At 70.3% G+C, this 21,598-nt stretch carries 17 protein-coding genes; 9 read left to right on the top strand and 8 right to left on the bottom strand.

The genetic code is table 11. The features are described 5' to 3' along the window. Position 1: 1 nt before the first annotated feature. Positions 2–253 carry a DUF3253 domain-containing protein gene (locus EDF33_RS20525; protein WP_243692423.1) on the bottom strand — a complete coding sequence of 84 codons (252 nt, stop codon included), beginning with the start codon at positions 251–253 and terminating at the stop codon, positions 2–4. Between the two features lie 227 nt (positions 254–480). On the opposite strand from EDF33_RS20525, the gene EDF33_RS09815 reads away from it, so the two are divergent. Next, entirely contained in the window at positions 481–1,818 is a 1,338-nt protein-coding gene (locus tag EDF33_RS09815) for an alpha-amylase family glycosyl hydrolase (RefSeq protein ID WP_243692424.1), read from the top strand. Between the two features lie 78 nt (positions 1,819–1,896). Here EDF33_RS09815 and mmsB read toward each other — a convergent pair whose 3' ends face one another. The 3 genes from mmsB to chvE all read right to left on the bottom strand — a co-directional run bounded on the left by mmsB (position 1,897) and on the right by chvE (position 5,848). Then, a complete protein-coding gene (gene mmsB / locus EDF33_RS09820; protein WP_111086259.1) occupies positions 1,897–3,078 on the bottom strand; it encodes a multiple monosaccharide ABC transporter permease in 1,182 nt (393 codons plus the stop codon). Then, the gene (gene mmsA / locus EDF33_RS09825) at positions 3,065–4,615 is read right to left on the bottom strand and encodes a multiple monosaccharide ABC transporter ATP-binding protein (protein ID WP_132099951.1); all 1,551 of its coding nucleotides are present in this window, start codon (positions 4,613–4,615) and stop codon (positions 3,065–3,067) included. The genes mmsB and mmsA overlap by 14 nt, the downstream gene beginning before the upstream one ends. A 102-nt stretch (positions 4,616–4,717) precedes the next feature. Continuing rightward, positions 4,718–5,848, bottom strand: coding sequence for a multiple monosaccharide ABC transporter substrate-binding protein (gene chvE, locus EDF33_RS09830; protein WP_123672475.1), 1,131 nt, complete (start codon positions 5,846–5,848; stop codon positions 4,718–4,720). 181 nt (positions 5,849–6,029) lie between these two features. Here chvE and EDF33_RS09835 point away from each other — a divergent pair, with 181 nt between their 5' ends. After that, entirely contained in the window at positions 6,030–7,079 is a 1,050-nt protein-coding gene (locus EDF33_RS09835) for a substrate-binding domain-containing protein (RefSeq protein WP_131879540.1), read from the top strand. A 113-nt stretch (positions 7,080–7,192) separates the two neighbouring features. Here the strand turns inward: EDF33_RS09835 and EDF33_RS09840 are convergent, their stop codons facing one another. Genes EDF33_RS09840 through EDF33_RS09855 form a run of 4 tightly spaced genes read right to left on the bottom strand, consistent with a single transcriptional unit; the run spans position 7,193 to position 12,453 of the window. Further along, complete coding sequence (locus EDF33_RS09840) at positions 7,193–8,146, bottom strand: carbohydrate ABC transporter permease (protein WP_132099952.1); 954 nt, start codon at positions 8,144–8,146, stop codon at positions 7,193–7,195. Positions 8,147–8,149: 3 nt separating this feature from the next. Further along, positions 8,150–9,109 (bottom strand): sugar ABC transporter permease, encoded by a 960-nt coding sequence (locus EDF33_RS09845; RefSeq protein ID WP_132099953.1) that lies wholly within the window; start codon positions 9,107–9,109, stop codon positions 8,150–8,152. Positions 9,110–9,143: 34 nt separating this feature from the next. After that, positions 9,144–10,451 carry a sugar ABC transporter substrate-binding protein gene (locus EDF33_RS09850; RefSeq protein WP_132099954.1) on the bottom strand — a complete coding sequence of 436 codons (1,308 nt, stop codon included), beginning with the start codon at positions 10,449–10,451 and terminating at the stop codon, positions 9,144–9,146. A 4-nt stretch (positions 10,452–10,455) separates the two neighbouring features. Then, positions 10,456–12,453, bottom strand: a complete 1,998-nt coding sequence (locus EDF33_RS09855) for a beta-L-arabinofuranosidase domain-containing protein (RefSeq protein WP_132099955.1) — start codon at positions 12,451–12,453, stop codon at positions 10,456–10,458. A gap of 172 nt (positions 12,454–12,625) precedes the next feature. Here EDF33_RS09855 and EDF33_RS09860 point away from each other — a divergent pair, with 172 nt between their 5' ends. The 7 genes from EDF33_RS09860 (at position 12,626) to EDF33_RS09890 (ending at position 21,590) form a co-directional block, all read left to right on the top strand. Then, positions 12,626–13,639: a LacI family DNA-binding transcriptional regulator gene (locus tag EDF33_RS09860; protein WP_132099956.1), complete on the top strand. Its 1,014-nt coding sequence runs from the start codon at positions 12,626–12,628 to the stop codon at positions 13,637–13,639. Positions 13,640–14,349: 710 nt separating this feature from the next. Further along, positions 14,350–16,080, top strand: a complete 1,731-nt coding sequence (locus tag EDF33_RS09865; RefSeq protein WP_132099957.1) for an FGGY-family carbohydrate kinase — start codon at positions 14,350–14,352, stop codon at positions 16,078–16,080. After that, complete coding sequence (locus EDF33_RS09870) at positions 16,077–16,787, top strand: L-ribulose-5-phosphate 4-epimerase (RefSeq protein ID WP_132099958.1); 711 nt, start codon at positions 16,077–16,079, stop codon at positions 16,785–16,787. The genes EDF33_RS09865 and EDF33_RS09870 overlap by 4 nt, the downstream gene beginning before the upstream one ends. Next, positions 16,784–18,313, top strand: a complete 1,530-nt coding sequence (gene araA, locus EDF33_RS09875; protein WP_132099959.1) for an L-arabinose isomerase — start codon at positions 16,784–16,786, stop codon at positions 18,311–18,313. The genes EDF33_RS09870 and araA overlap by 4 nt, the downstream gene beginning before the upstream one ends. A gap of 26 nt (positions 18,314–18,339) precedes the next feature. Next, complete coding sequence (locus EDF33_RS09880; RefSeq protein WP_279388052.1) at positions 18,340–19,605, top strand: D-arabinono-1,4-lactone oxidase; 1,266 nt, start codon at positions 18,340–18,342, stop codon at positions 19,603–19,605. Positions 19,606–19,693: 88 nt separating this feature from the next. After that, entirely contained in the window at positions 19,694–20,158 is a 465-nt protein-coding gene (locus EDF33_RS09885; protein ID WP_123938488.1) for a DUF2510 domain-containing protein, read from the top strand. A gap of 505 nt (positions 20,159–20,663) precedes the next feature. Further along, a complete protein-coding gene (locus tag EDF33_RS09890; protein ID WP_132099961.1) occupies positions 20,664–21,590 on the top strand; it encodes a cation-transporting ATPase in 927 nt (308 codons plus the stop codon). Positions 21,591–21,598 lie beyond the last annotated feature (8 nt).

A 21,598-nucleotide genomic window follows, 5' to 3' on the forward strand; every position in this document is an offset into this window, starting at 1 on the left:
CTCACCGCGGGCGGCGGATGCGGATCGGGCCCTTCGCGGTCGACGGGTCCACGACGGAGCCGCCCTGGGTGATCTCGACCTCGCCGCGCGCCATCATGCGCTGGGCCGCTCGACGGGCGGGCTCCACGAGCGGGCGCCAGTCGTCCGGTTCGAGCGACCGAGCGACCTCGGACGGGCAGATGCTCGAGGTGCGTGCCCGTGCGGCGAGCAGCTCGTCGATGCGCTGTTCGAGTGCCAGGTCCGTCCGGTCCACTCCGTGGCGGCGGCAGGCGCGGGAACACCACTTGGTTTCGGGTGCCGCCGTCGACGGCATCCGACGGCCGCACGACGCACAGGTCCGATCGGCCTGTGCCGACTCCGACGCCGCAGCGTCCGCTTCCGTCCTGATCGCACGTCCCATGCCCACATCCTCGTCCTGTCGTCCCTGTCCGTTCCCAGCACAGGAGCGCCCAGCACAGGCGCGGCTGGCAGTGTCGAGGGGTGAGCACCGACACCGCACCGTCCCGTCCGCCCGAGCCCGCCTGGGTCCCGCACGTCATGTGGTGGCACGTGTACCCGCTCGGGTTCGTCGGGGCGGACGTCCGCCCGGGGGTGCCGGTCGAGGAGCGCGCCGTCGAGCACCGTCTCGGCCGCATCGAACCCTGGCTCGACCACGTGGTGGACCTCGGCCTGAACGGCCTGGTGCTCGGGCCGGTGTTCGCGAGCTCCACCCATGGCTACGACACGGTGGACCACTCCCGGATCGACCCCCGACTCGGCGACGACGCCGACTTCGACCGCCTGGTGTCCGCGGCGCACGAGCGGGGGATCCGGGTCCTGCTCGACGGTGTCTTCAACCACGTCGGTCGTGAACACCCGGCGTTCCGGGCGCTCGGAGAAGAGGGACCGGACGCGGCGACCGCTGGCCTGTTCGCGATCGACTGGTCGGGGTGGACGCCGGGGCAGCCGGTTCCCGTCGGGTTGTTCGAGGGACACGACATCCTCGTGGCGCTGGACCACGACAGCCGAGCGACCGAGGACCTCGTCGTGCAGATCATGACGCACTGGCTGGAGCGCGGGATCGACGGCTGGCGCCTCGATGCTGCGTACGCGGTCCCACCGGCGTTCTGGGCGAGGGTGCTGCCGCGGGTGCGCGAGCGGTTCCCGGACGCGTGGTTGAGCGGTGAGGTGATCCACGGCGACGCGGCGGCGATCGCGAGGGAGTCGACCATGGACTCGTTGACGCAGTACGAACTGTGGCAGGGCATCTGGCACGGCATCGCGGACGGCAACGGCCACGAGCTGGCGCACGCGATCGAGCGGCACGACGCCCTGCTCGAGACGTTCGCCCCGACGACCTTCATCGGCAACCACGACGTCACCCGCATCGCGAGCGCCGTGGGGGAGCAGTTCGCCGGGCACGCGGCCGCGGTGTTGTTCACCGTCGCCGGCACCCCGATCGTCTACGCGGGCGACGAGTACGGCTGGACCGGGGTGAAGGAGGAACGCGAGGGTGGCGACGACGCGGTCCGACCGGAGTTTCCGGACACACCACCCGCAGCGGGGGACCTGACGCACGCGTACGAGGCCCTGATCGCCCTGCGCCGCCGCAACCCGTGGTTGCACCGGGCGCACACCGACGTGGTGCACCTGACGAACACGGCGGTCGTCCTGCGGACCGCGACGTCGGACGCGGCCGTGGTGACCGCCCTGAACCTGTCGGCCGATCCCGTCGAGGTGCCCGCGGCGGATGCGACGCAGGTGGAGGCGGGCGGCGCGGATCTCGGGGACGGGACCCTGCGCCTCCCGGCCAGGGGTTGGGCCGTCCTGTCCCGCTGACGCACGAAAGCGACAGAAGTGCGCGGATGTTCCGCAGCACTCTGTCGCTTTCGCGGAGGTGACCCCGGAAGGACGCCCCTACTTGCGCGCGGCGGCCGCCCGACGCTTGTTGAACACGTCGAACGCGACGGCGGCGAGCAGGACCAAGCCCTTGATGAGCGACTGGTACTCGGTGCCGACCCCGAGGATCGACATGCCGTTGTTCAGCAGCCCGATGATGAGACCACCGACGATGGCGCCGGGCACCGTGCCGATGCCGCCGGTGACCGCTGCGCCACCGATGAACACCGCGGCGATGGCGTCGAGTTCGAAGCCGTTGCCCGCACCGGGTGCCGCCAGGTTGAGCTGACCGGTGAAGACCACGCCGGCCAGGGCCGAGATGACTCCCATGTTGACGAACAGCATGAACGTGACGCGCTTCGTCTTCACGCCGGACAGCTGCGCGGCCAGGGCGTTGCCGCCGATGGCGTAGACGTGGCGGCCGAACACCGCGCTCCGCATGATGACCGAGTAGATCACCACGAGTGCGCCGAGGATGACGAGCACGATCGGGGTGCCGTTGTAGCTCGCGAGCAGCAGGGCCACGTAGACGACCAGCACGACGCCGAAGACGAGCTTCACGATGAACCAGGCGAACGGTTCGCTCTCGAGCTGGTACTTGCGGCGGGTGGCCCGGCCGCGGAACGCCGTGACGGCCATGACCGCCGCGGCGGCGAAGCCGAGGATCATCGTGAGCGGCTCGTACCCGGTGGTGCCGAACGACGGCAGGAAGCCGGAGCCGAGGGCACGGAACCCGTCCGGGAACGGCGAGATCTGCTGGTTGTGCAGCACGATCTGCGCCGCACCGCGGAAGGCGAGCATGCCGGCCAGGGTGACGATGAACGCCGGGATCCCGAAGTAGGCGATCCAGAACCCCTGCCAGGCGCCGACGAGCGCACCGACGACCAGGCAGAGCACGACGGCGATCGGCCACGGGATGTGCCACTGCGTGATCATCACGCCGGCCATGGCGCCGGTGAAGGCGACGACCGACCCGACGGACAGGTCGATGTGCCCGGCGATGATGACCATCACCATGCCGATGGCGAGGATGAGGATGTAGCTGTTCTGGACGATCAGGTTCGAGACGTTGATCGGGGCCAGGGTGATGCCGTTGGTCGTCACCTGGAAGAAGACGACGATGACGATCAGCGCGATGAACAGGCCGATCTGTCGGAGCTGCCCGGTGAGGTAGCCGGCGGCGGACTTAAGCGCGTTCATTGACAGGGGTCTCCCGTTCCTGGGTCATGTACTGCATGAGGACCTCTGGGGTGGCCTCGGAGCGGGGCACATCGGCGGTGATCGTGCCCTCGGAGAGTGTGTAGATGCGGTCGCAGATGCCGAGGAGCTCCGGGAGCTCCGAGGAGATCACGATGACCCCCTTGCCCTGGTCCGCGAGGCTGTTGATGATCGTGTAGATCTCGTACTTCGCACCGACGTCGATGCCGCGGGTCGGCTCGTCGAGGATGAGCACGTCCGGGTCGGTGTACATCCACTTCGACAGGACGACCTTCTGCTGGTTGCCGCCGGAGAGCTTGCCCGTGATGACGTCGACGTTCGGTGCCTTGATGTTGAGGTTCTTCAGGAACTGCCCGGCGACCGTGGTCTCCTCGGACGCGTTCACGAAGCCCCAGCTGGCGAGCTTGCCGAGCGCCGACCCGGAGATGTTCCGTTTGATGTCGTCGATCAGGTTCAGGCCGTAGCGCTTGCGGTCCTCGGTGACGTACGCGATGCCGTGGTCGATCGCCTGCGACACCGTGTGGGTCTTGATCGGTTCGCCGCGCTTGTAGACGGTGCCGCTGATGCCGGATCCGTACGACCGGCCGAACACGCTCATCGCGAGTTCGGTCCGCCCGGCGCCCATGAGTCCGGCGATGCCGACGATCTCGCCGGCGCGCACGTTCAGGTCGACCTGGTGGATGATCTCGCGCGACCCGTCGAGCGGGTGGTGGACCGTCCAGTCCTCGATCCGCAGGAGTTCCTCGCCGATCTTCGGCTCGTGCTCGGGGTACCGGTTCGACAGGTCGCGGCCGACCATCCCGCGGATGATGCGGTCCTCGGAGACGTCGTCGGCGTGCATGTCGAGCGTCTCGATGGTCTTGCCGTCGCGGATGATCGTGACCTTGTCGGCGATCGCCTTGATCTCGTTGAGCTTGTGGCTGATGATGATCGCCGTCATTTCCTCGGCCTGCAGCGAGCGGATGAGCTCGAGCAGGTGCGCGGAGTCGTCGTCGTTCAGGGCAGCGGTGGGCTCGTCGAGGATGAGGAGCTTGACCTTCTTCGACAGCGCCTTCGCGATCTCGACGAGCTGCTGCTTGCCGACACCGATGTCCACGATCTTCGTGACCGGGTTGTCCTTGAGACCGACGCGCTGCAGGAGTTCGGCGGCTGCCAGGTTCGTCTTGTTCCAGTCGATGAAGCCGCCCTTGGACCGCTCGTTGCCGAGGAAGATGTTCTCGGCGATCGACAGGAACGGGCTCAGCGCGAGCTCCTGGTGGATGATGACGACGCCAGCGGCTTCGGAGTCGTTGATGTTCGCGAACGAGACAGGTGCGCCGTCGAGCAGGATCTCGCCCTCGAAGGAGCCGTGCGGGTAGACGCCCGACAACACCTTCATGAGGGTCGACTTGCCGGCGCCGTTCTCGCCGCAGATGGCGTGGACCTGTCCACGCTCGACCTCGATCGAGACGCCCTGCAGGGCCTTCACGCCGGGGAACGTCTTGGTGATGTCACGCATCTCGAGGATCGTGTCCGTCACGTCGACCGCCTTCCGTGGTGCGCGCCGTGGCGCGCGGATGGGGCGGACGGGAGGCACGGGGCGGGGTCGACCCGTGCCTCCTGTCCGACAGGTGGGTTGCGACTACTTCAGGTCGGCTTCGGTGTAGTAACCCGAGTCGACGAGGACTTCCTTGTAGTTGTCCTTGGTGACGACCGTCGGCTGGAACAGGAAGGTCGGGACGACCTTGACCTTGTTGTCGTAGCTCTTCGTGTCGTTGACCTCGGGCTTGTCACCGGTGAGCAGGTCCTCGGCCATGGTGACCGACTGCTTGGCGAGCTTGCGGGTGTCCTTGTAGATGGTCGAGTACTGCTGACCGGCGATGATCGACTTGACCGAGGCCGCCTCGGCGTCCTGGCCCGTCACGATCGGCAGCGGACGGTCGCTGGTGCCGTAGCCGGCACCCTGCAGCGCCGAGATGATGCCGATCGAGATGCCGTCGTACGGCGAGAGCACGCCGTCGAGCGTGGTGCCGCCCGAGTACGACTTCGCCACCAGGTTCTGCATGCGGGCCTTGGCGGTCGCCGGGTCCCACTGCTGCGTGGCGGCCTGCGAGAGCTGGTCCTGACCCGACTGGATCTTCAGCGTGCCGTCCTCGAGGTACGGCTTGAGGGTCTTCATGGCGCCGTTGAAGAAGAAGCTGGCGTTGTTGTCGTCGAGCGAGCCGGCGAAGACCTCGATGTTGAACGGGCCCTTCTCGCCGGTCTTCTCGCCCTTGTCGTCGAGGACGCCGAGGCCGGTGAGCAGGCTCGTCGCCTGGTCGACGCCGACCTTCTCGTTGTCGAACGACACGTAGTAGTCGACGTTCTTGTTGCCCGTCAGCAGGCGGTCGTAGGAGATCACCTTGATGCCGGCCTTGGCGGCGGCGTCGAGCTGGTCGGAGAGGGCTCCGCCGTCGATCGACGCGATGATGAGGACCTTCGCGCCCTTCGTGATCATGTTGCTGACCTGCTGGGCCTGCTGCTGGACCTTGTTGTCGCCGTACTCGAGGTCGACCTTGTAACCGGCCTTCTCGAGGTCGCTCTTGACGGCGTCGCCGTCCTTGATCCAGCGTTCCGAGACCTTGGTCGGCATGGCGACGCCGACGAGGGCGCCCTTGTTGTCGCTGCTGCTGCCGCCGCCGTCGGTGGACGCGCGGCCACCGGCCGAGCAGCCGGCGAGTGCGATCGCGATGCCGAGGGCTGCAACGCCCGCGATGATCCTGCGCTTCGTCATCGAAGTACCTCTGTTCCTCTCGCGTCGTCCTCGACGCGCTCAGGTGCCGGGGCTGCTGTGCCCCGAGGGATGTGCTCGTGTGAGCGCTCACATACTGGGGCTTTCGTAACGGGGTGTCAACTCGACCTGACCGTTTCGCGATCTTGCCGCGCGGGCCGGACTGCGCGGTACGGTTGGCCTCGTGACGACCACGACCGCCCCAGGGGGCACGGGCGGCAAACGCCGGAAGGCTCCGACGATCTTCGACGTCGCCGAGCGTGCGGGCGTCTCCCACCAGACCGTCTCGCGCGTGATCAACGGCGACCCGACGGTCCGCGACGCCTTCCGCACGCAGGTCACCGACGCCGTCCACGACCTCGGCTACCGACCCCGCGCCGCCGCCCGCGCACTCGCCGGGGGGCGGAGCCGCGCGCTCGGCATCATCACCGCCGGCGACGCGCTGTACGGTCCGTCGAGCACCGCGATCGGCTTCGAACGCGCGGCCCGGTCGGCCGGGTACCACGTGCTGCTCTCCACCCTGCCCGAGGAACCGACGCCGTCCGACCTGTCCGGTGCACTCACGACGCTGCTCGCGCAGGACGTCGCCGCGATCGTGCTCGTCGCCGCGGACAACCGGGTGCTCGATGCCCTCGGGTCGCTCACCGTGCCGGTCACCGTGCCGGTCGTCGTGTCCAACGCCGTGCAGCGCGACGCCGTGCGGACCCCGGCGGCGTCGACCGTCGCCGCGGTCGCGATCGACCAGGCCGCCGGGACGTCGCTCGTGATGGAACACCTGTTCGGGCGCGGGTACCGGCGGATCGTGCACATCGCCGGCCCGCCCGTCTCGCAGGAGTCTGAAGTGCGGCGTGCCACGTACGTCCGGATCATGCAGGACGCCGGCCTCGAGCCCGTCGTGCTCGACGGCGACTGGACCCCGGGGAGCGGCTTCGCGGCCGCGCGGCACATCGACGTGACGGCCGTCGACGCGGTGTTCGCCGGCAACGACCAGATGGCGCTCGGGGTGCTCCACGCCTTCGCCGACGAGGGCCTGCGCGTGCCCGACGACATCGCGGTGGTCGGGTTCGACGACGTGCCCGAGGCCGCGCACTTCACGCCGCCGCTGACCACCGTGCGGCAGGACTTCCGGGCGATGGGGGAGCGGGTGCTCGACACCGTGCGGGCCCTGGTCGAGGGCGAGCCCCGCGACGAGACCCTGCTGGCGCCCGAGCTCGTGGTGCGCCGGTCGGCGTAGCTCGCACGGAGCGCGGCCGAGCTTGCGAGGATGGTGCGAGGTTGATCACTCGGTGTGAGCAAAGAGCGCCGCACCGAGTGATCAACCTCGCACCGGCCGGGCCGACCCGACCGTCAGCCCTTCAGGGCACCGGACGACAGGCCTGCGACGTAGAACCGCTGCAGTCCGACGTAGAGCGCGATGCACGGGATCATCGCCACCACCGACCCGGCGACGAGGTTGCCGTACGACACCTGCCCGTACGCCCCGGTCTGCAGGTTGAGCAGCGCCACCGGCAGCGTGTAGAGCGAGTCCTTCGTCAGGAACGTCAGCGCCCCGAGGAACTCGGTCCACGACGCCAGGAACGCGTACAGCGCAGCGGTCGCGGCCCCGGGCAGCAGGAGCGGGCGCAGCACCGACACGACGACCCGGAAGCGTGAGGCCCCGTCGACGAACGCCGAGTCCTCGAGCTCGGTCGGGATCGACTCGAACGCGTTCCGCATCACGAACACCCCGAACGGCAGGTTCACCGTCGTGTAGAACAGCACGAGCCCGAGCAACGAGTTCGTGAGCTTCATGGCGTTCATCTCGAGGTACAGCGGGGTGAGGATCGCCTGGAACGGCACCATCATCGTCAGCAGCACCAGACCGAACACGATGGCCGACCCGCGGAACCGGAAGCGGGCGAACCCGTACCCGGCCATCGTCGCGATCACCGCGGTCAGCACCGCCGTGGCGATCGACACGATCAACGAGTTGAACACGCCGGTCAGCAGGTGCGACGACGAGCTGAAGACGGCCGCGAAGTTCTGCCAGCCGAGCTGGAAGAAGGTCGCGGGGTCGGCGGCCTGCGTGATGACGGCCTCGGACTGGAACGCCCGCAGGATCGACCACAGCAGCGGGACACCGAAGACGAGCACCGACCCGACGCCGGCGATCACGTACAGGGTGCGCTTGACGGCGGTGTCGCGGGGGTGCCGGACGCTGCCCTGGTGGTGGCGCCGGCGGTGCCCGTCGCCGGTGGTGGTCAGCGTGCGGGTGGACAGGTCCGGTGCCGCGAGTCCGGCACGGGAGGTCGTGGTGCTCATGGCTCAGTCCTTCTCTCGCAGTGCCCAGAACTGGAACACCGTGACGGCGGCGATGACGACGACCAGGGCGATCGACTCGGCGGTCGCGGCGCCGAGCTGCAGGTTGACGAAGCCACGGTTGTAGATCGCGTTGACGATCGTCGTGGTCTCGGTCCCCGGCCCGCCCTGGGTCAGGATGTAGAACTGGTTGAACGCGAGCAGCGAGCCGATCACCGAGATGATGGCGCTGAGGGCGATGGTCGACCGGATCATCGGCAGGGTGATGAGCCGTTCGGTCTGCCACCACGACGCGCCCTCGAGCTGCGCCGACTCGTACACCTCGTCGGGGATGCCCTGCATGGCCGACATCAGGAGCACCATCGTCAGCCCGGACACCGCCCAGACCACGAGCACGCAGATGAGCAGCGTGGCGAGGGGGCCGTTGACGAGCCAGGCGGTGCTGCCGTCGGTGATGCCGAGCCAGCGGAGCACCATGTTGACGGCTCCGGAGTTCGGCTGCGCCTCGAGCACGAGCATGAACGACAGCGTCGTCAGGCCGACGACGTACGGCAGGAAGAACACCGTCCGCAGCAGGGTGCTGCCCCGACGCCGTGCCCGGATGAGCACCGCCAGGAAGTAGCCGAGCACCAGGATCGGCACCGTCACGATCGCGGTGTACAGCAGCGTGTACCCGATGGCGTGCACGAACGTCGGGTCCTGGAACAGCGTCAGGTAGTTCTGCAGCCCGATGAACCGGTACGGGCCGATCAGGGGCCAGTTCGTGAACGAGATGTAGAGCGCGAACACGAGCGGGGCGAGGACGAACACCGCGACGAAGACGATCGCCGGGGTGACGAGCACGGCGCCGGCGCGCGGCGGGTGCGTGAGCGATCCGCGGGACGGACCCGAGCGGCCCGGGCGGCCGGCGCCGCGGCCGACGGTCGGGCGGCCGGCGCCGGTCCGTCGGTTGGAGATGGTGGTCATGTCTGCACCTCTCTGTGCAACGAGCGAACGGCGGTCAGGCCTGGACCTGGTCGAGGATGCGGGTGTAGTCCGCCTGCGCCGTCTTCATCGCGGCAGCGGTGCCCGAGCCGAACACGGCCTCGCGGAACATCGCGAAGTACGGTGACGACGGCTGGTTGTTGAGCAGGTTGTACGCCAGGGTCTGCGGCGCGTAGCCCTTGTCGATGGCGTCGAGCGGGCCGAACGCCAAGGGGAACCGCTTCCGGTACTCGGGCGTCGCGGCGTCGGAACGGGTGGGGAAGTACCCGCCGTCGGGCAGTGCCTGCTGTTGCTGCAGGCCGTTCGCGTACTGCATGAACGCCCAGCCGCCGGACGGGTTCGCCGCCCCGTTCGGGATGCACATGTTGTCGCCGCCGTCGAAGAACGACCGCTGGCCGTCCCACGACGGGATGAGCACCGTCTGCATCTTCGCCCGCATCGCCTTCGTGGCCGCGGGCACGGTCGCGCCGTACGAGGTCGGGAAGATCCCCACCTTGCCGGCCCGGAAGTCCGCGCCCCAGGTGGTGCCGGCGTCCGAGTAGGTCGCCTTCGACAGCGCGCCGTCCTTCCAGAGCTGCCGGTAGAACTCGAGCATCCGCTCCAGTGCCTCGTTGCCGGTGATGTTCGCCGTCTGGGAGCCGACCTCGCCGGACATCATGTCGACACCCGTTGCCCAGACGTGCGGCTGGGTGACGAAGCCGATGATGCCGGCGGCGTTGCCGGAGATCGACCACCCGTAGACGTCATCGTCGAGCTTCCGGATGGCCTTCGCCGCGTCGAGCAGCGTGGAGAGGTCCTTCGTCGACTCCTCGACGTCGAGCCCGGCCCGGTCGAACAGTTCGGTGTTGACGAACAGCTGCGAGTTGTCCGCCAGGTAGGGCAGCCCGTAGTACCGGTCGCGGTACTCGAGCAGTCGCAGGTGGCCCGGTGAGATCGCGTCGAAGTAGTCGAGGCCCTTCACCACGTCGGTCAGGTCGGCGAACGCCTGGCGGAAGATGAACAGCTGCGAGTTGATGTCGTCGATGTCCACGACGTCCGGCGGCTCACCGCCGCGGATGGCCGTCGCGAGCTTCGTCACGTACTGACCGTCCGGCACCGGGGTCAGCTCGACCTGCAGCTTCGGGTTCGCCTTGTTGAACCCGGCCACGGCCGACGTCAGCCCGGCCTGGGTCGCGGACCGGCACCAGACGTGCACGGTGCCGGTCGCGTCCTTCCCGAAGCTCGCCACCTTCGCGTCGACCTTCGGCAGGGTGCCGGAGCACCCTGCCAGGGCGAGTGCTGCGCCGCCGGCGACACCGCCGACCAGGAACGCTCTGCGGTCCATCACGTCACCGCGCCAGCGGGAGCCACACGCGCATCGGCGCCGCGCCCCGGTTCGCCCAGGCGTAGTAGGGAACCGCGGTCGCGGTGACGGCCGGGAGGCCCGTGGTGGCGCCCTGCGAGCCGGCCGCGTCGTCGACGCTGGTCGCGTCCACGGCGTGATCCGCGCCTCCAGACCGGGTCGCGTCCAGCCGCTGGTACGGCCACGATGCCTGCTCGTGTCCGGCCGGGGCGTGTCCGGGCACGCGCAGCGTGACGATGCCGTCGAGCAGGTCGTCGCGACGTTCCTCGGTGATCGGTGCGACCGCGTCGACCGTCAGGTCGTCGACCGTGAAACCCTGCTGGTCCGCCTGCTCCACCGCGTACACGAGGGGGCCGCGCTCGATGGCGACCTGACCGCGGGCGGCGTCGATGCGGGTGTCGGCCACGTACCGGTGCGGCGTCGTGTCGAAGACGAGCTCGACCGTGTCCCCGGCGGTCCAGTGCCGGTCGACGACGTGCAGCGTGCCCGGCTCCGGGTGCGCCGTACGGTCCGGTCCCTGCACCGTCGTCGTGTCCGACCAGACCGGGATCCGCAGGCCGAGGGCGAGCGGGCCGTCCTCGGTGACCGTGACGACCACGCGGCCGTCGTGCGGGTACCCGGTCTCGACCGACACCGGCCCGAGGTCCGCCGTCGCGTACTGGTGGATCTGCAGGCCGCCGTCGGTCGCGGTCGCCAGGTAGCCGTCCAGGCTCGCGAACGTGCGCATGATGTTGGGTGGGCAGCAGGCGCAGTCGAACCAGCCTCGGCGCCCGTGAGCGGGGGAGCGGTTCTCGTCCTGGTGCGCGTGGTCCCGCTGCTGCAGGGGGTTCACGTAGAAGTACTCGGTGCCCGCCAGGCTCACGCCGGCCAGGAACGCGTTGTACAGCAGGCGCTCGATCGCGTCGGCGTAGACCGGCTTGCCCGTGGCGAGCAGCAGGCGCCACGCCCACTGCACACCGCCGATGGCCGCGCAGGTCTCGGCGTAGCCACGGTCGGTCGGCAGCTCGTAGGGGTCGCCGAACGCCTCCCAGTCCCAGCGCGCCCCGAGCCCGCCGGTGATGAACGCCTTCGTCGCCATCATGTCCGCGAACTGTCCCTCGCTCGCGGCCAGCAGCTCGGTGTCGCCGGTCTCGATCGCGACGTCGACGGCGCCGGCTGCCAGGTACACGGCGCGGACGGCGTGGCCCTCGACGGTCGTGGCCTGCCGGCTCGGCACCCGGTCGGAGAAGTACGTCGGCTCGCCGCCGGCGCGCTCGATGATGCCCGTGCCGCGGGCGTCGACGAACCAGTGCGCCAGGTCGAGGTACTCACGGTTGCCGGTCTCGCGGTACAGCTCGACGAGGCCCATCTCGACGACGGGGTGGCCGTCGACGTCGCGGGTCTTCGGCGTGCCGTCCGGTGCGGTCCCGTCGCCGAACGTGCGGACCAGGTGGTCGGCGTTCTTGATCGCGACCTCGAGCAGGCCGGTGTCGCCCGTCGCTCGGTGCTGTGCCACGGCGGCCTGGTACAGGTGCCCGGCGCAGTACATCTCGTGGCTCCACTTGAGGTCCGTGTACCGCTCGCCCTTCCCACGGATCTGCTGCACGGAGTCGAGGTAGCCGTCGTCGGCCTGCGCCTGGGCGTACAGGGCGGTGACCTCGCGCTGCAGTTCGAGCAGGTCCTCGGACGGGGCGCGGCCGTACTCCCACGCCACCGCCTCGAGCCACTTCGTCACGTCCGAGTCCATGAAGATCGGGCCGGTGGCCTCGCCCTCCTCGAGCCCCGCGGCGATGCGCAGGTTCCGGAAGTTGCCGGCGGTCTCGAGGAGGGCGTACCCGCCGCGGACCGCGTCACGGCCGTTGCGCTCCTGCCGGAGTGCCCAGAAGCCGCCGGTGATCCGGGCGTCGCCCGTCGGCAGGGGCCGGAGCGTGAGGTGCGCGTCGGCGGTCGGGAGGACCGGGGTCGCGGTGTGCGCACGGCTGTCGGTCGCGAGCGTGGTGGTCATGTCGCCTCCTTGCGATGTGACTGGGACCGTCCCGGTGCCGCCGTTCGTGCAGCGTTTCGGAAAACGGTTTCTGCGGTGGACGTTACGACACTGGTCTTCGCCGCGCAAGAGGAGTGCTGGGTTTTCTGCGTATGCTCATCGTCACGTCCCGCGATCCGGAAAGGAACTTGCCGTGACCCTCGAGCGCACCGGTGCCGACCGCAGCACGCAGCCCGTCCGGATCACCGACGTCGCCGCGCTCGCCGGGGTGTCGATCGGCACGGCGTCGAAGGCGCTCAACGGCACCGGACAGCTCCGCGACTCCACGCGGGCACGGGTCAAGGACGCCGCCGAGAAGCTCGGGTTCGTCGGCGACGCCCGGGCCCGTGCGCTGTCCTCCGGTCGGACCTACACGGTCGGCATGATCACCACCGACTCCTTCGGTCGGTTCTCGATCCCCGTGCTCCTCGGTGCCGAGGACGCCCTGTCCGCCGGGCAGATGGCGGTCCTGCTCTGCGACACCCGCGACGACCACGTCCGCGAGGCCCACTACCTCCGCTCGCTCGCAGCCCGCGGGGTCGACGGCATCATCGTGACCGGACGGTCCGCCGACCCGCGACCGCCGATCGACGTGGCGATCCCGGTCGTGTACGCGTTCACGCCGTCGACCTCGGCCGACGACGTGTCGATCACCCTCGACGACTCCGCCGGATCCGCGCTCGTCGCCTCGCACGTGCTGACGCTCGGGCGGCAGCGGGTCGCCGTCGTCACCGGGCCCGCGCGGCACCGTTCCGCCGAACGTCGCGTGGCGGGAGCGGCCTCCGTGCTCGGGTCACGATTGGTCACGCCACCGCTGTTCGGCGAGTGGTCGGAGCGGTGGGGGCGTCAGGCCGTCGACGTGCTCGCGCGGCAGTCGCCCGAGGTCGACGCGATCGTGTGCGGCAGCGACCAGATCGCCCGCGGCGTGTGCGATCGGCTCCGGGAGCTCGGGCGATCGGTCCCCGAGGACGTCGCCGTCACCGGGTACGACGACTGGGACGTGATGGCCCTGGCCTCCCGGCCGCCGCTGACGACCGTGGACCTGCAGCTCGAGGAGCTCGGGCGTGTGGCGGGGCAGGCGTTGCTCGGTCTGATCGACGGCGGTGCGGCGGCCTCGGCGACGGTCACCCCGGCCCTCGTGATCCGCGAGAGCACCGCCGGCGCGTAGGGCGGTCGTGGTCCGGCGCGCCGATGCCGGTGCCGGTTCCGGTTCCGGTTCGCGTTGCGGTTCGCGTTGCGGTCTGCACTGAGCGGTCACGACACCCCGTCCTCCATGCCCGAGTGGTCACGAACCGGCGCTCGGCGCGCCTCCAGCTGACAGTTCGTGACCGCGCGATGGGGAAGCAACGAGGTGTCGTGACCGTACCGGGCGCCGCCGTTCGGGGTGACACGGTCCGGCGAGCCGGCATGCGCGGGTGAAGGGCAGCGGGTGGTCAGGACACGCGCGAGTGCGGGGCGGTGGGTGGTCGGGACGTGCGCGGGTGAAGGGCAGCGGGTGGTCAGGACACGCGCGAGTGCGGGGCGGTGGGTGGTCGGGACGTGCGCGGCCGCGGGGCGGTGAGTGGTCGGGACGTGCGCGGGTGCAGGGCGGTGGGTGGTCGGGACGTGCGCGGGTGTGGGGCGCCAGCGGGTCGCACGTCGTCGTCGCCCTCGTTCGTCGCGCGGTCACGACCTGTCGCGCGTAGGACGTCGACCGGTCAGGAACGGTCGGCTGTAGTTGATCCGGACGACCGTTTGTGACCGGCCGGGAGAACTGAGCGGGGTGTCTCGACTGGTGGGGGAGGCGAGACCGGCGGCGCGCCCGGACGTTGCGAGAGTGAGCGCTCACGTGCCAGGATGTGAGCGCTCACGGAGGACGACGGAGTTCTGGAGGAACGCATGGGCGACGACCCCACCCAGCAGGTCGCGAACGGCCGCACGACACTCGGGATCGAGCTCGGCTCCACCCGCATCAAGGCATGCCTGGTGGACGAGGACCTCGTCCCCATCGCCGCCGGCTCCCACGAGTGGGAGAACGAGTTCGTCGACGGCCGCTGGACCTACTCGCTCGACGCCGTCGAGACCGGTCTCCGAGCCGCGTACGCCGCGCTCGTCGCCGACGTCGAAGCGCAGTTCGGCGTGCGTCCGACCACCTTCCGCGCGGTCGGCGTGAGCGCGATGATGCACGGCTACCTGGCGTTCGACGCCGCGGGCGACCTGCTCGTGCCGTTCCGGACTTGGCGGAACACCTCGACCGGGCCCGCAGCCGAACAGCTCAGCGAGGCACTGTCGTTCAACATCCCGCTCCGCTGGTCGATCGCACACCTGTACCAGGCGGTCCTCGACGAGGAACCGCACGTGGCCGAGGTCGCGGGCATCACGACGCTCGCGGGCTACGTGCACCGACGACTCACCGGACGGAACGTGCTCGGCGTCGGGGATGCCTCCGGTGTGTTCCCGATCGAGGGCGGCCCCGTCGACAGCGGCCCAGGAGACCCGGGCGCGAAGGACTTCGACCATGCGATGCTCGCCACCGCGCAGGACCTGATCGGTGTGCCGGACCTGCGGTCCCTGCTGCCCGAGGTCCTCGTCGCCGGTGCCGAAGCCGGTGAGCTGACCCCCGAGGGCGCCGCGTGGCTCGACCCCACCGGCACGCTCGAACCCGGCGCGCCGCTCTGCCCGCCCGAGGGCGACGCCGGCACCGGCATGGTCGCGACGAACGCCGTCGCACCCCGCACCGGCAACGTCAGCGTCGGCACGAGCATCTTCGCGATGGTGGTCCTCGAGCACCCGCTCAGCACCTCGCACGAGGAACTCGACGTCGTGACCACCCCGGCGGGCGACGCCGTGGCGATGGTGCACTGCAACAACGGCGCCAGCGAGATCGCGAGCTGGGCGAAGGTCTTCGGACGGTTCGCCGAAGCGGCCGGGCAGCCCCTCGACGTCGACACCGTCTACGCGACACTGCTCACCGAATCGATCGCGGACAGCACCGACCCCGACGCCGGCGGCCTGCTCTCGTTCAACTACCTGGCCGGCGAACCCGTCACCCACGTCGAGGACGGCCGGCCCCTGCTGCTCCGCACCCCCGACGCCCGCTTCACCCTGGGCAACCTGGTCCGCTCCGAGGTGCACGGCGCGTTCGCCACCCTGGCGATCGGCATGGACGTGCTGCACGGCGAGCGGGTGCAGGTCGACCGGATGACCGCGCACGGCGGGCTCTTCCGCACGCCCGGTGCCCCGCAGCGTCTGCTCGCCGCGGCACTGCGGGTGCCGATCGCCCTCGAGGAGACCGCGGGCGAGGGCGGGGCCTGGGGCATCGCCGTCCTGGCCGCCTACCTCGAGCACACCGACCAGCAGCTCGCCGACTTCCTGTCGGACACCGTGTTCGGCGGGGACGCCGTGCACGTGGCCGAGCCCGAGCCGGCCGACGTCGACGGCTTCCAGACCTACCTGGGCCGCTACCGGGCCGCACTGCCCGTCCAGGCCGTGGCGGCAGCGGCGACCCGACCAGACGCGACCGGAACCGGTGCGGCAGCCGCCCCCGGCGCCGACGCGACCACGACCCGAGGCGAGGGGACGGCGGGAGTCGAGCCGCGCCTCCCGGCAGAGCAGGAAGTGACCAGATGACCAGCGCAACCGACCCCGCCACCCAGCGGGCCGTCGCGACCACCCGGGAACGCGTCGCCCGCCTGCACGGCGAACTCGTCCGCTACGGCCTGGTGATCTGGACCGGCGGCAACGTCTCCGAGCGCGTGCCCGGCACCGACCTGTTCGTCATCAAGCCGAGCGGCGTCTCGAGCGACGACCTGACCCCCGAGAACCAGGTCGTCTGCACCCTCGACGGCGAGCCGGCCGACGGCTGGGGCAACGCGCACGGCCCGTCCTCCGACACCGCCGCGCACGCCCACGTGTACCGGAACATGCCCGAGGTCGGCGGTGTCGTGCACACCCACTCGACGTACGCGACGGCGTGGGCCGCACGAGCGGAACCCATCCCGTGCGTGATCACCGCGATGGCCGACGAGTTCGGCGGGCCGATCCCGGTCGGGCCGTTCGCGATCATCGGCGACGACTCCATCGGCCACGGCATCGTCGAGACGCTGACCGGCCACCGATCCCGCGCGGTCCTCATGCAGAACCACGGCGTCTTCACCATCGGCAAGGACGCGAAGGACGCCGTCAAGGCCGCCGTGATGTGCGAGGACGTCGCCCGCACCGTGCACATCGCGAAGCAGGGCGGGGACGTGGTCCCGATCGCGCAAGCAGACATCGATCGACTCTTCGATCGCTACCAGAACGTCTACGGACAGAACCCCGAAGGAGCCATGCAATGACGCAGGAGACCACCGTCGACCCCCAGGCCACGCTCGACGGCTACGAGGTCTGGTTCCTCACCGGCTCCCAGGGGCTGTACGGCGAGGAGACGCTGCGCCAGGTGGAGGAGCAGAGCAAGGCCGTGCACGCCGAGCTGGCCGGCGCCCTGCCCGTCAAGCTCGTCTGGAAGCCGGTCCTGAAGGACGCCGACGGCATCCGCCGCGCCCTGATCGAGGCGAGCGCCGACGACAAGGTCATCGGCGTCACCACCTGGATGCACACCTTCAGCCCCGCGAAGATGTGGATCGGTGGCCTGCAGGCGCTGACGAAGCCGCTGCTGCACCTGCACACGCAGGCGAACGTCACGCTGCCGTGGGCGGACATCGACTTCGACTTCATGAACCTCAACCAGGCCGCGCACGGCGACCGTGAGTTCGGCTACGCGCTCGCACGCCTCGGTGTCCGACACGCCACCGCCGTCGGGCACGTCTCGGATCCTCGCGTCCAGCAGCGGGTGTCGAACTGGACCCGTGCCGCAGCCGGTGCCGCAGCCGTGCGTGAGCTGAAGCTCACCCGCTTCGGCGACAACATGCGCTACGTCGCCGTCACCGAGGGCGACAAGACCGAGGCCGAGATCGAGCTCGGCGTGCAGGTCAACACCTGGGCGGTGAACGAGCTGGCGGCAGCGGTGTCCGCCGCGTCGGACCAAGAGATCGACGCGCTCGTGGCGACGTACGAGCGCGACTACGACGTGGACCCGTCACTCCGCAGCGCCGGCGGCGAACGACACGCGGCGCTCCGCGACGGCGCCGCCATCGAGATCGGCCTCCGCACCCTGCTGGCGCAGAACGGCTCCGCCGCCTTCACGACCAACTTCGAGGACCTCGGCACGCTCAAGCAGCTGCCCGGCCTCGCGGTCCAGCGCCTGATGGCGGACGGCTACGGCTTCGGCGCCGAGGGCGACTGGAAGACGGCCGTCCTGGTCCGTGCGATGAACGTCGCCGGCGCCGGACTGCCCGGTGGTGCGAGCCTGATGGAGGACTACACCTACGACCTCACGCCCGGGGCCGAGAAGATCCTCGGTGCCCACATGCTCGAGGTCTCGCCCACGCTCACCACCACGAAGCCGACGCTCGAGATCCACCCGCTCGGCATCGGCGGCAAGGACGACCCGGTCCGCCTGGTCTTCACCGCCGACTCCGGCGAGGCCGTGGTGGTCGCGCTCTCCGACACCCGCGACGGCTTCCGCTTGACCGCGAACGTCGTCGACGTCGTGCCGCCGACTTCCGCGTTGCCCAAGTTGCCGGTCGGCCGTGCCGTCTGGGAGCCGCGTCCGTCGTTCCCCGTCGCCGCCGAGGCCTGGCTCACCGCCGGCGCCGCCCACCACACCGTGATGACGACGGCCGTCGGTCTGCAGGTGGTCGAGGACCTCGCGACCATGGTCGGCACCGAGTTCCTGGTCATCGACGAGCACACCACCGCCCGCGGCTTCCGCGACGAGCTGCGTCTCCAGCAGACGTGGCACCGTCTCGACCGCGGCTTCTGAGGGACGCGGACCGTACGATGAGCGACGTGATCGCAGAGCAGCGCACGCGGACGAACTGGGCGGGCAACGTCACCTACCGGGCGTCCGGTCTGGCGCGTCCGACGTCGGTGACCGCGTTGCAGGAACTGGTCGCGTCGACCCCGCGCCTGACGGCGCTCGGCTCACGGCACTCCTTCAACACGATCGCCGACACCGACGCCGTGCAGGTGTCGCTGCAGGACCTGCCGCCGGTCCTCGACATCGACACGTCGCGTCGTGTGGTCCGTGTGGCCGCCGGCATGACGCACAGTCAGGTCGCGGCCGGTCTGGAGGCCCGTGGCTGGGCACTCGGGAACCTCGCGTCCCTGCCGCACATCTCCACGGCCGGGGCCGTCGCCACGGGCACGCACGGCTCCGGCGTCCGCAACCCGTCGCTCGCGCAGGCGGTGGTCGGGCTCGACGTCGTCCGCGCTTCCGGCGCGATCGAGCACGTCGATGCGTCCTCGCCGGATGGGGCCCTCGACGCCCACCGGGTGGCCATCGGTGCGCTCGGTGTCGTCACCACGGTGGAGCTCGCGATCGAGCCGACGTTCGAGGTCGCCACGACGGTGCACCTCGACCTGCCGTGGGACGCGGTGTCCGCCCACTTCGACCAGGTCATGTCCGACGCCTACTCGGTGTCGATGTTCACCTCGTTCGACGACCGCGGTGCCCGGCAGGTCTGGGTGAAGCACCGCGTGGACGAGCCCTCGCCCACCGTCGACCTCGTCGGCCTCGGAGCGCGGCCAGCCACCGGCCCCGTGCACCCGGGGGAGAACGACCCCGCCGGCGTCACCGAGCAGGGCGGCGTCCCCGGGCCGTGGGCCGAGCGGCTGCCGCACTTCCGGTCCTCGTTCACGCCGTCGACCGGTGCCGAGATCCAGGCCGAGTACTTGATCCCGGCAGCGTCGGCAGTGTCCGCGCTCGAGGCCCTCCGTCCGCTCGAGTCGGTGTTCGCGCCGATCCTCATCGCCGCCGAGATCCGTACGATCGCGCCCGACACCGCCTGGCTCGCGCCGTCGTCCGGTCGGCAGTCGGTCGGCATCCACTTCACGTTCCGCCGGGACGCCGCAGCCGTGGCGGCCGCGGTGACGCGGATCGAGGAAGCGCTCGCGCCCTTCGACCCGCGGCCGCACTGGGGCAAGGTGTCCGGCGTGAGCGTCGAGCGCCTGCACGAGGCGTACCCGCGGCTGTCGGACTTCGCTGCGGTCGCCCGCGACGTCGACCCCACGGGCCGGTTCCGCAACGCGTACCTGGCGCGCGTCCTGTCCTGACGGGGCGTGCCGCGTGGCACCACGACTGGGGCGTGCGCGTGACGACACCGGTTCCGTAGCCTCCTCGGAGGCAACGGAGGGGAGCACAGTGACGCTGCCGATCGCCGGGTGGTACCCGGACCCGCAAGACTCGAACCGCACACGGTGGTGGGACGGAGCACGTTGGGGAGCACTCGCACCCCAACCTGCTGTAGCTGTCCCCGCGCCACAGTGGGAGCCGGCACCGCGTCCGCCCGCGCCGTCGGAGTACCGCGCGGCCGTCACCGAGCAACCGCTCCGAGGGCGGAAGGCCCGGATCGCCAAGGACCGGGCGACCCGTGCAGCGAATCCGTTCGGGTACGCCGGGCTGGTCCTCGCGCTGCTCGGGTTCATCGTCAACGTGTTCGCGATCCCCGGGATCCTGGGGATCGTCTTCGGCGCGATCGGTCTGGCACGCGCCGGGCAGCTCACCGGGCAACGGATCACCGGGTTCGGAGTATCACTCGCAGCGGTCATCCTCGGGTTGGCGGCGTCGGCTGCCTTCGTCGTGCGAGCGGCACAGCTGCTCGCGTGACGACAGGTGTCCCGCACCGTTGAGCGCGATGCGGGACACCCGGGTCCTCAGTCCCTGCGGGACAGGTCGATCAGGAGCCTGACCACGGTCACGAGCAAGCTCGCGATCCCCAGCCAGGGCACCCGACGCCTGGACCGATCATCGGTGTCGTTCGACATCGGTGACCTCCTGGTGTCGTCGCCGGCTGACACGAGGAGCTTCGACCAAGGGATGCGTCGCCGAGCGTGCTCGGCTACCATCGGTTCCGAGCGTTGGACTCGGGATGGTTGGTTCATCCCTTGGCTTTCCACTCGGAAGGCAAATCGAAGCCCGGAACTGTTGTCGCAGTCCCGGGCTTCGTGCTTTCGCCCGGATCGCGCTCCGGCGGTGGCGCGACCGGGTCAAGCCTACGACGAACTGTCCGGTGACATTCCGGTCGTTGCTCACAGCGGTTTCCCGCCGGATGTGCGGGCGACCCGCCGGTTCGTCGCTGGGAGCGCACATGTGCATCCACAAAGGTCGGGGGATGGCGAACTTCAACCGCATCCTCGGCATGGCCTCGAAGGTCATCGACAAGCAGCTCCAGAAGCGTGGGCAGGGGGACGGTGCGCCCGGCAACGGAGCGCAGCGCGCTGGCGGGACCGACTGGCGTGACGTCGTCCGCGGTGCAGCGGACCGGCTGACGGGCGACGACCGGGGCCAGCAGCAGCAGCGGCCGCAGCAGCAGTACGGCCAGCCGGAGCAGCGGCAGTCCGGCCAGCAGCAGTACGGGCAGGCGCCCCAGCAGCAGTACGGCCAGCAGCAGTACGGGCAGCCGGAGCAGCACGGCCCGGCCGACTCGGACAAGGTCGCCCTGGCGAAGTACGACTACCTGCTCCGCACCTCGTCACCGGACCAGCTCGAGCAGGTCCACCACGACGCCTTCGCCCGCCTCACCCCCGCGCAGCGGCAGCAGGTGCGCAACCGCCTGAACTCCGAACTCCCGCCGCACGAGCACCTGCGCGACGACTCGGCGGGCGGCATGGCGCGCGCGATGACCCGCGGCGAGGTCCGCCGTCCGGGCCTGATCCGCCGCGTCCTCGGCGGCTCGAGCAACGGCAACGGCAACGGCCGCGGGCGTGGTGGCGCCTTCGCCGGCGGTGCCGCGGTCGGCGCCGGCGCGATGGCGCTCGGCGGCATCGGTGTCGCGGTCGCCGGGGGAGCGGTGCTGAGCGCCGCCGCCGGGCCCGTGCTGGCCGAGGCCGCGAACCTCGGCGTCGACTTCGACGGCATCGCCTCCGGCATCGGCGACCTCGGACTGGCCGACCTCGGGGCCGACCTCGGCGGCGGCTTCGAGGGGATCGCGGGCGAGGGTGAGCAGCTCCTCGGCGGCCTCGGTGAGCAGGCGTCGGGCCTCGGCGAGCAGGCCTCGAACCTGGGCAACGACTTCCTCGGGGGCCTGTTCGACCGCTGACCCACGCC

The organism is Curtobacterium sp. PhB146 (genome assembly GCF_004342995.1).
In the GTDB taxonomy this organism is placed as follows: Bacteria; Actinomycetota; Actinomycetes; order Actinomycetales; family Microbacteriaceae; genus Curtobacterium.

Bases quoted from the DNA above. Each gene is read 5' to 3' on its own strand.
- mmsB (WP_111086259.1), bottom strand. From the start codon at position 3,078: ATGAACGCGCTTAAGTCCGCCGCCGGCTACCTCACCGGGCAGCTCCGA.
- chvE (WP_123672475.1), bottom strand. From the start codon at position 5,848: ATGACGAAGCGCAGGATCATCGCGGGCGTTGCAGCCCTCGGCATCGCG.
- EDF33_RS09840 (WP_132099952.1), bottom strand. From the start codon at position 8,146: ATGAGCACCACGACCTCCCGTGCCGGACTCGCGGCACCGGACCTGTCC.
- EDF33_RS09845 (WP_132099953.1), bottom strand. From the start codon at position 9,109: ATGACCACCATCTCCAACCGACGGACCGGCGCCGGCCGCCCGACCGTC.
- EDF33_RS09850 (WP_132099954.1), bottom strand. From the start codon at position 10,451: ATGGACCGCAGAGCGTTCCTGGTCGGCGGTGTCGCCGGCGGCGCAGCA.
- EDF33_RS09855 (WP_132099955.1), bottom strand. From the start codon at position 12,453: ATGACCACCACGCTCGCGACCGACAGCCGTGCGCACACCGCGACCCCG.
- EDF33_RS09865 (WP_132099957.1), top strand. From the start codon at position 14,350: ATGGGCGACGACCCCACCCAGCAGGTCGCGAACGGCCGCACGACACTC.
- EDF33_RS09870 (WP_132099958.1), top strand. From the start codon at position 16,077: ATGACCAGCGCAACCGACCCCGCCACCCAGCGGGCCGTCGCGACCACC.
- araA (WP_132099959.1), top strand. From the start codon at position 16,784: ATGACGCAGGAGACCACCGTCGACCCCCAGGCCACGCTCGACGGCTAC.
- EDF33_RS09890 (WP_132099961.1), top strand. From the start codon at position 20,664: ATGGCGAACTTCAACCGCATCCTCGGCATGGCCTCGAAGGTCATCGAC.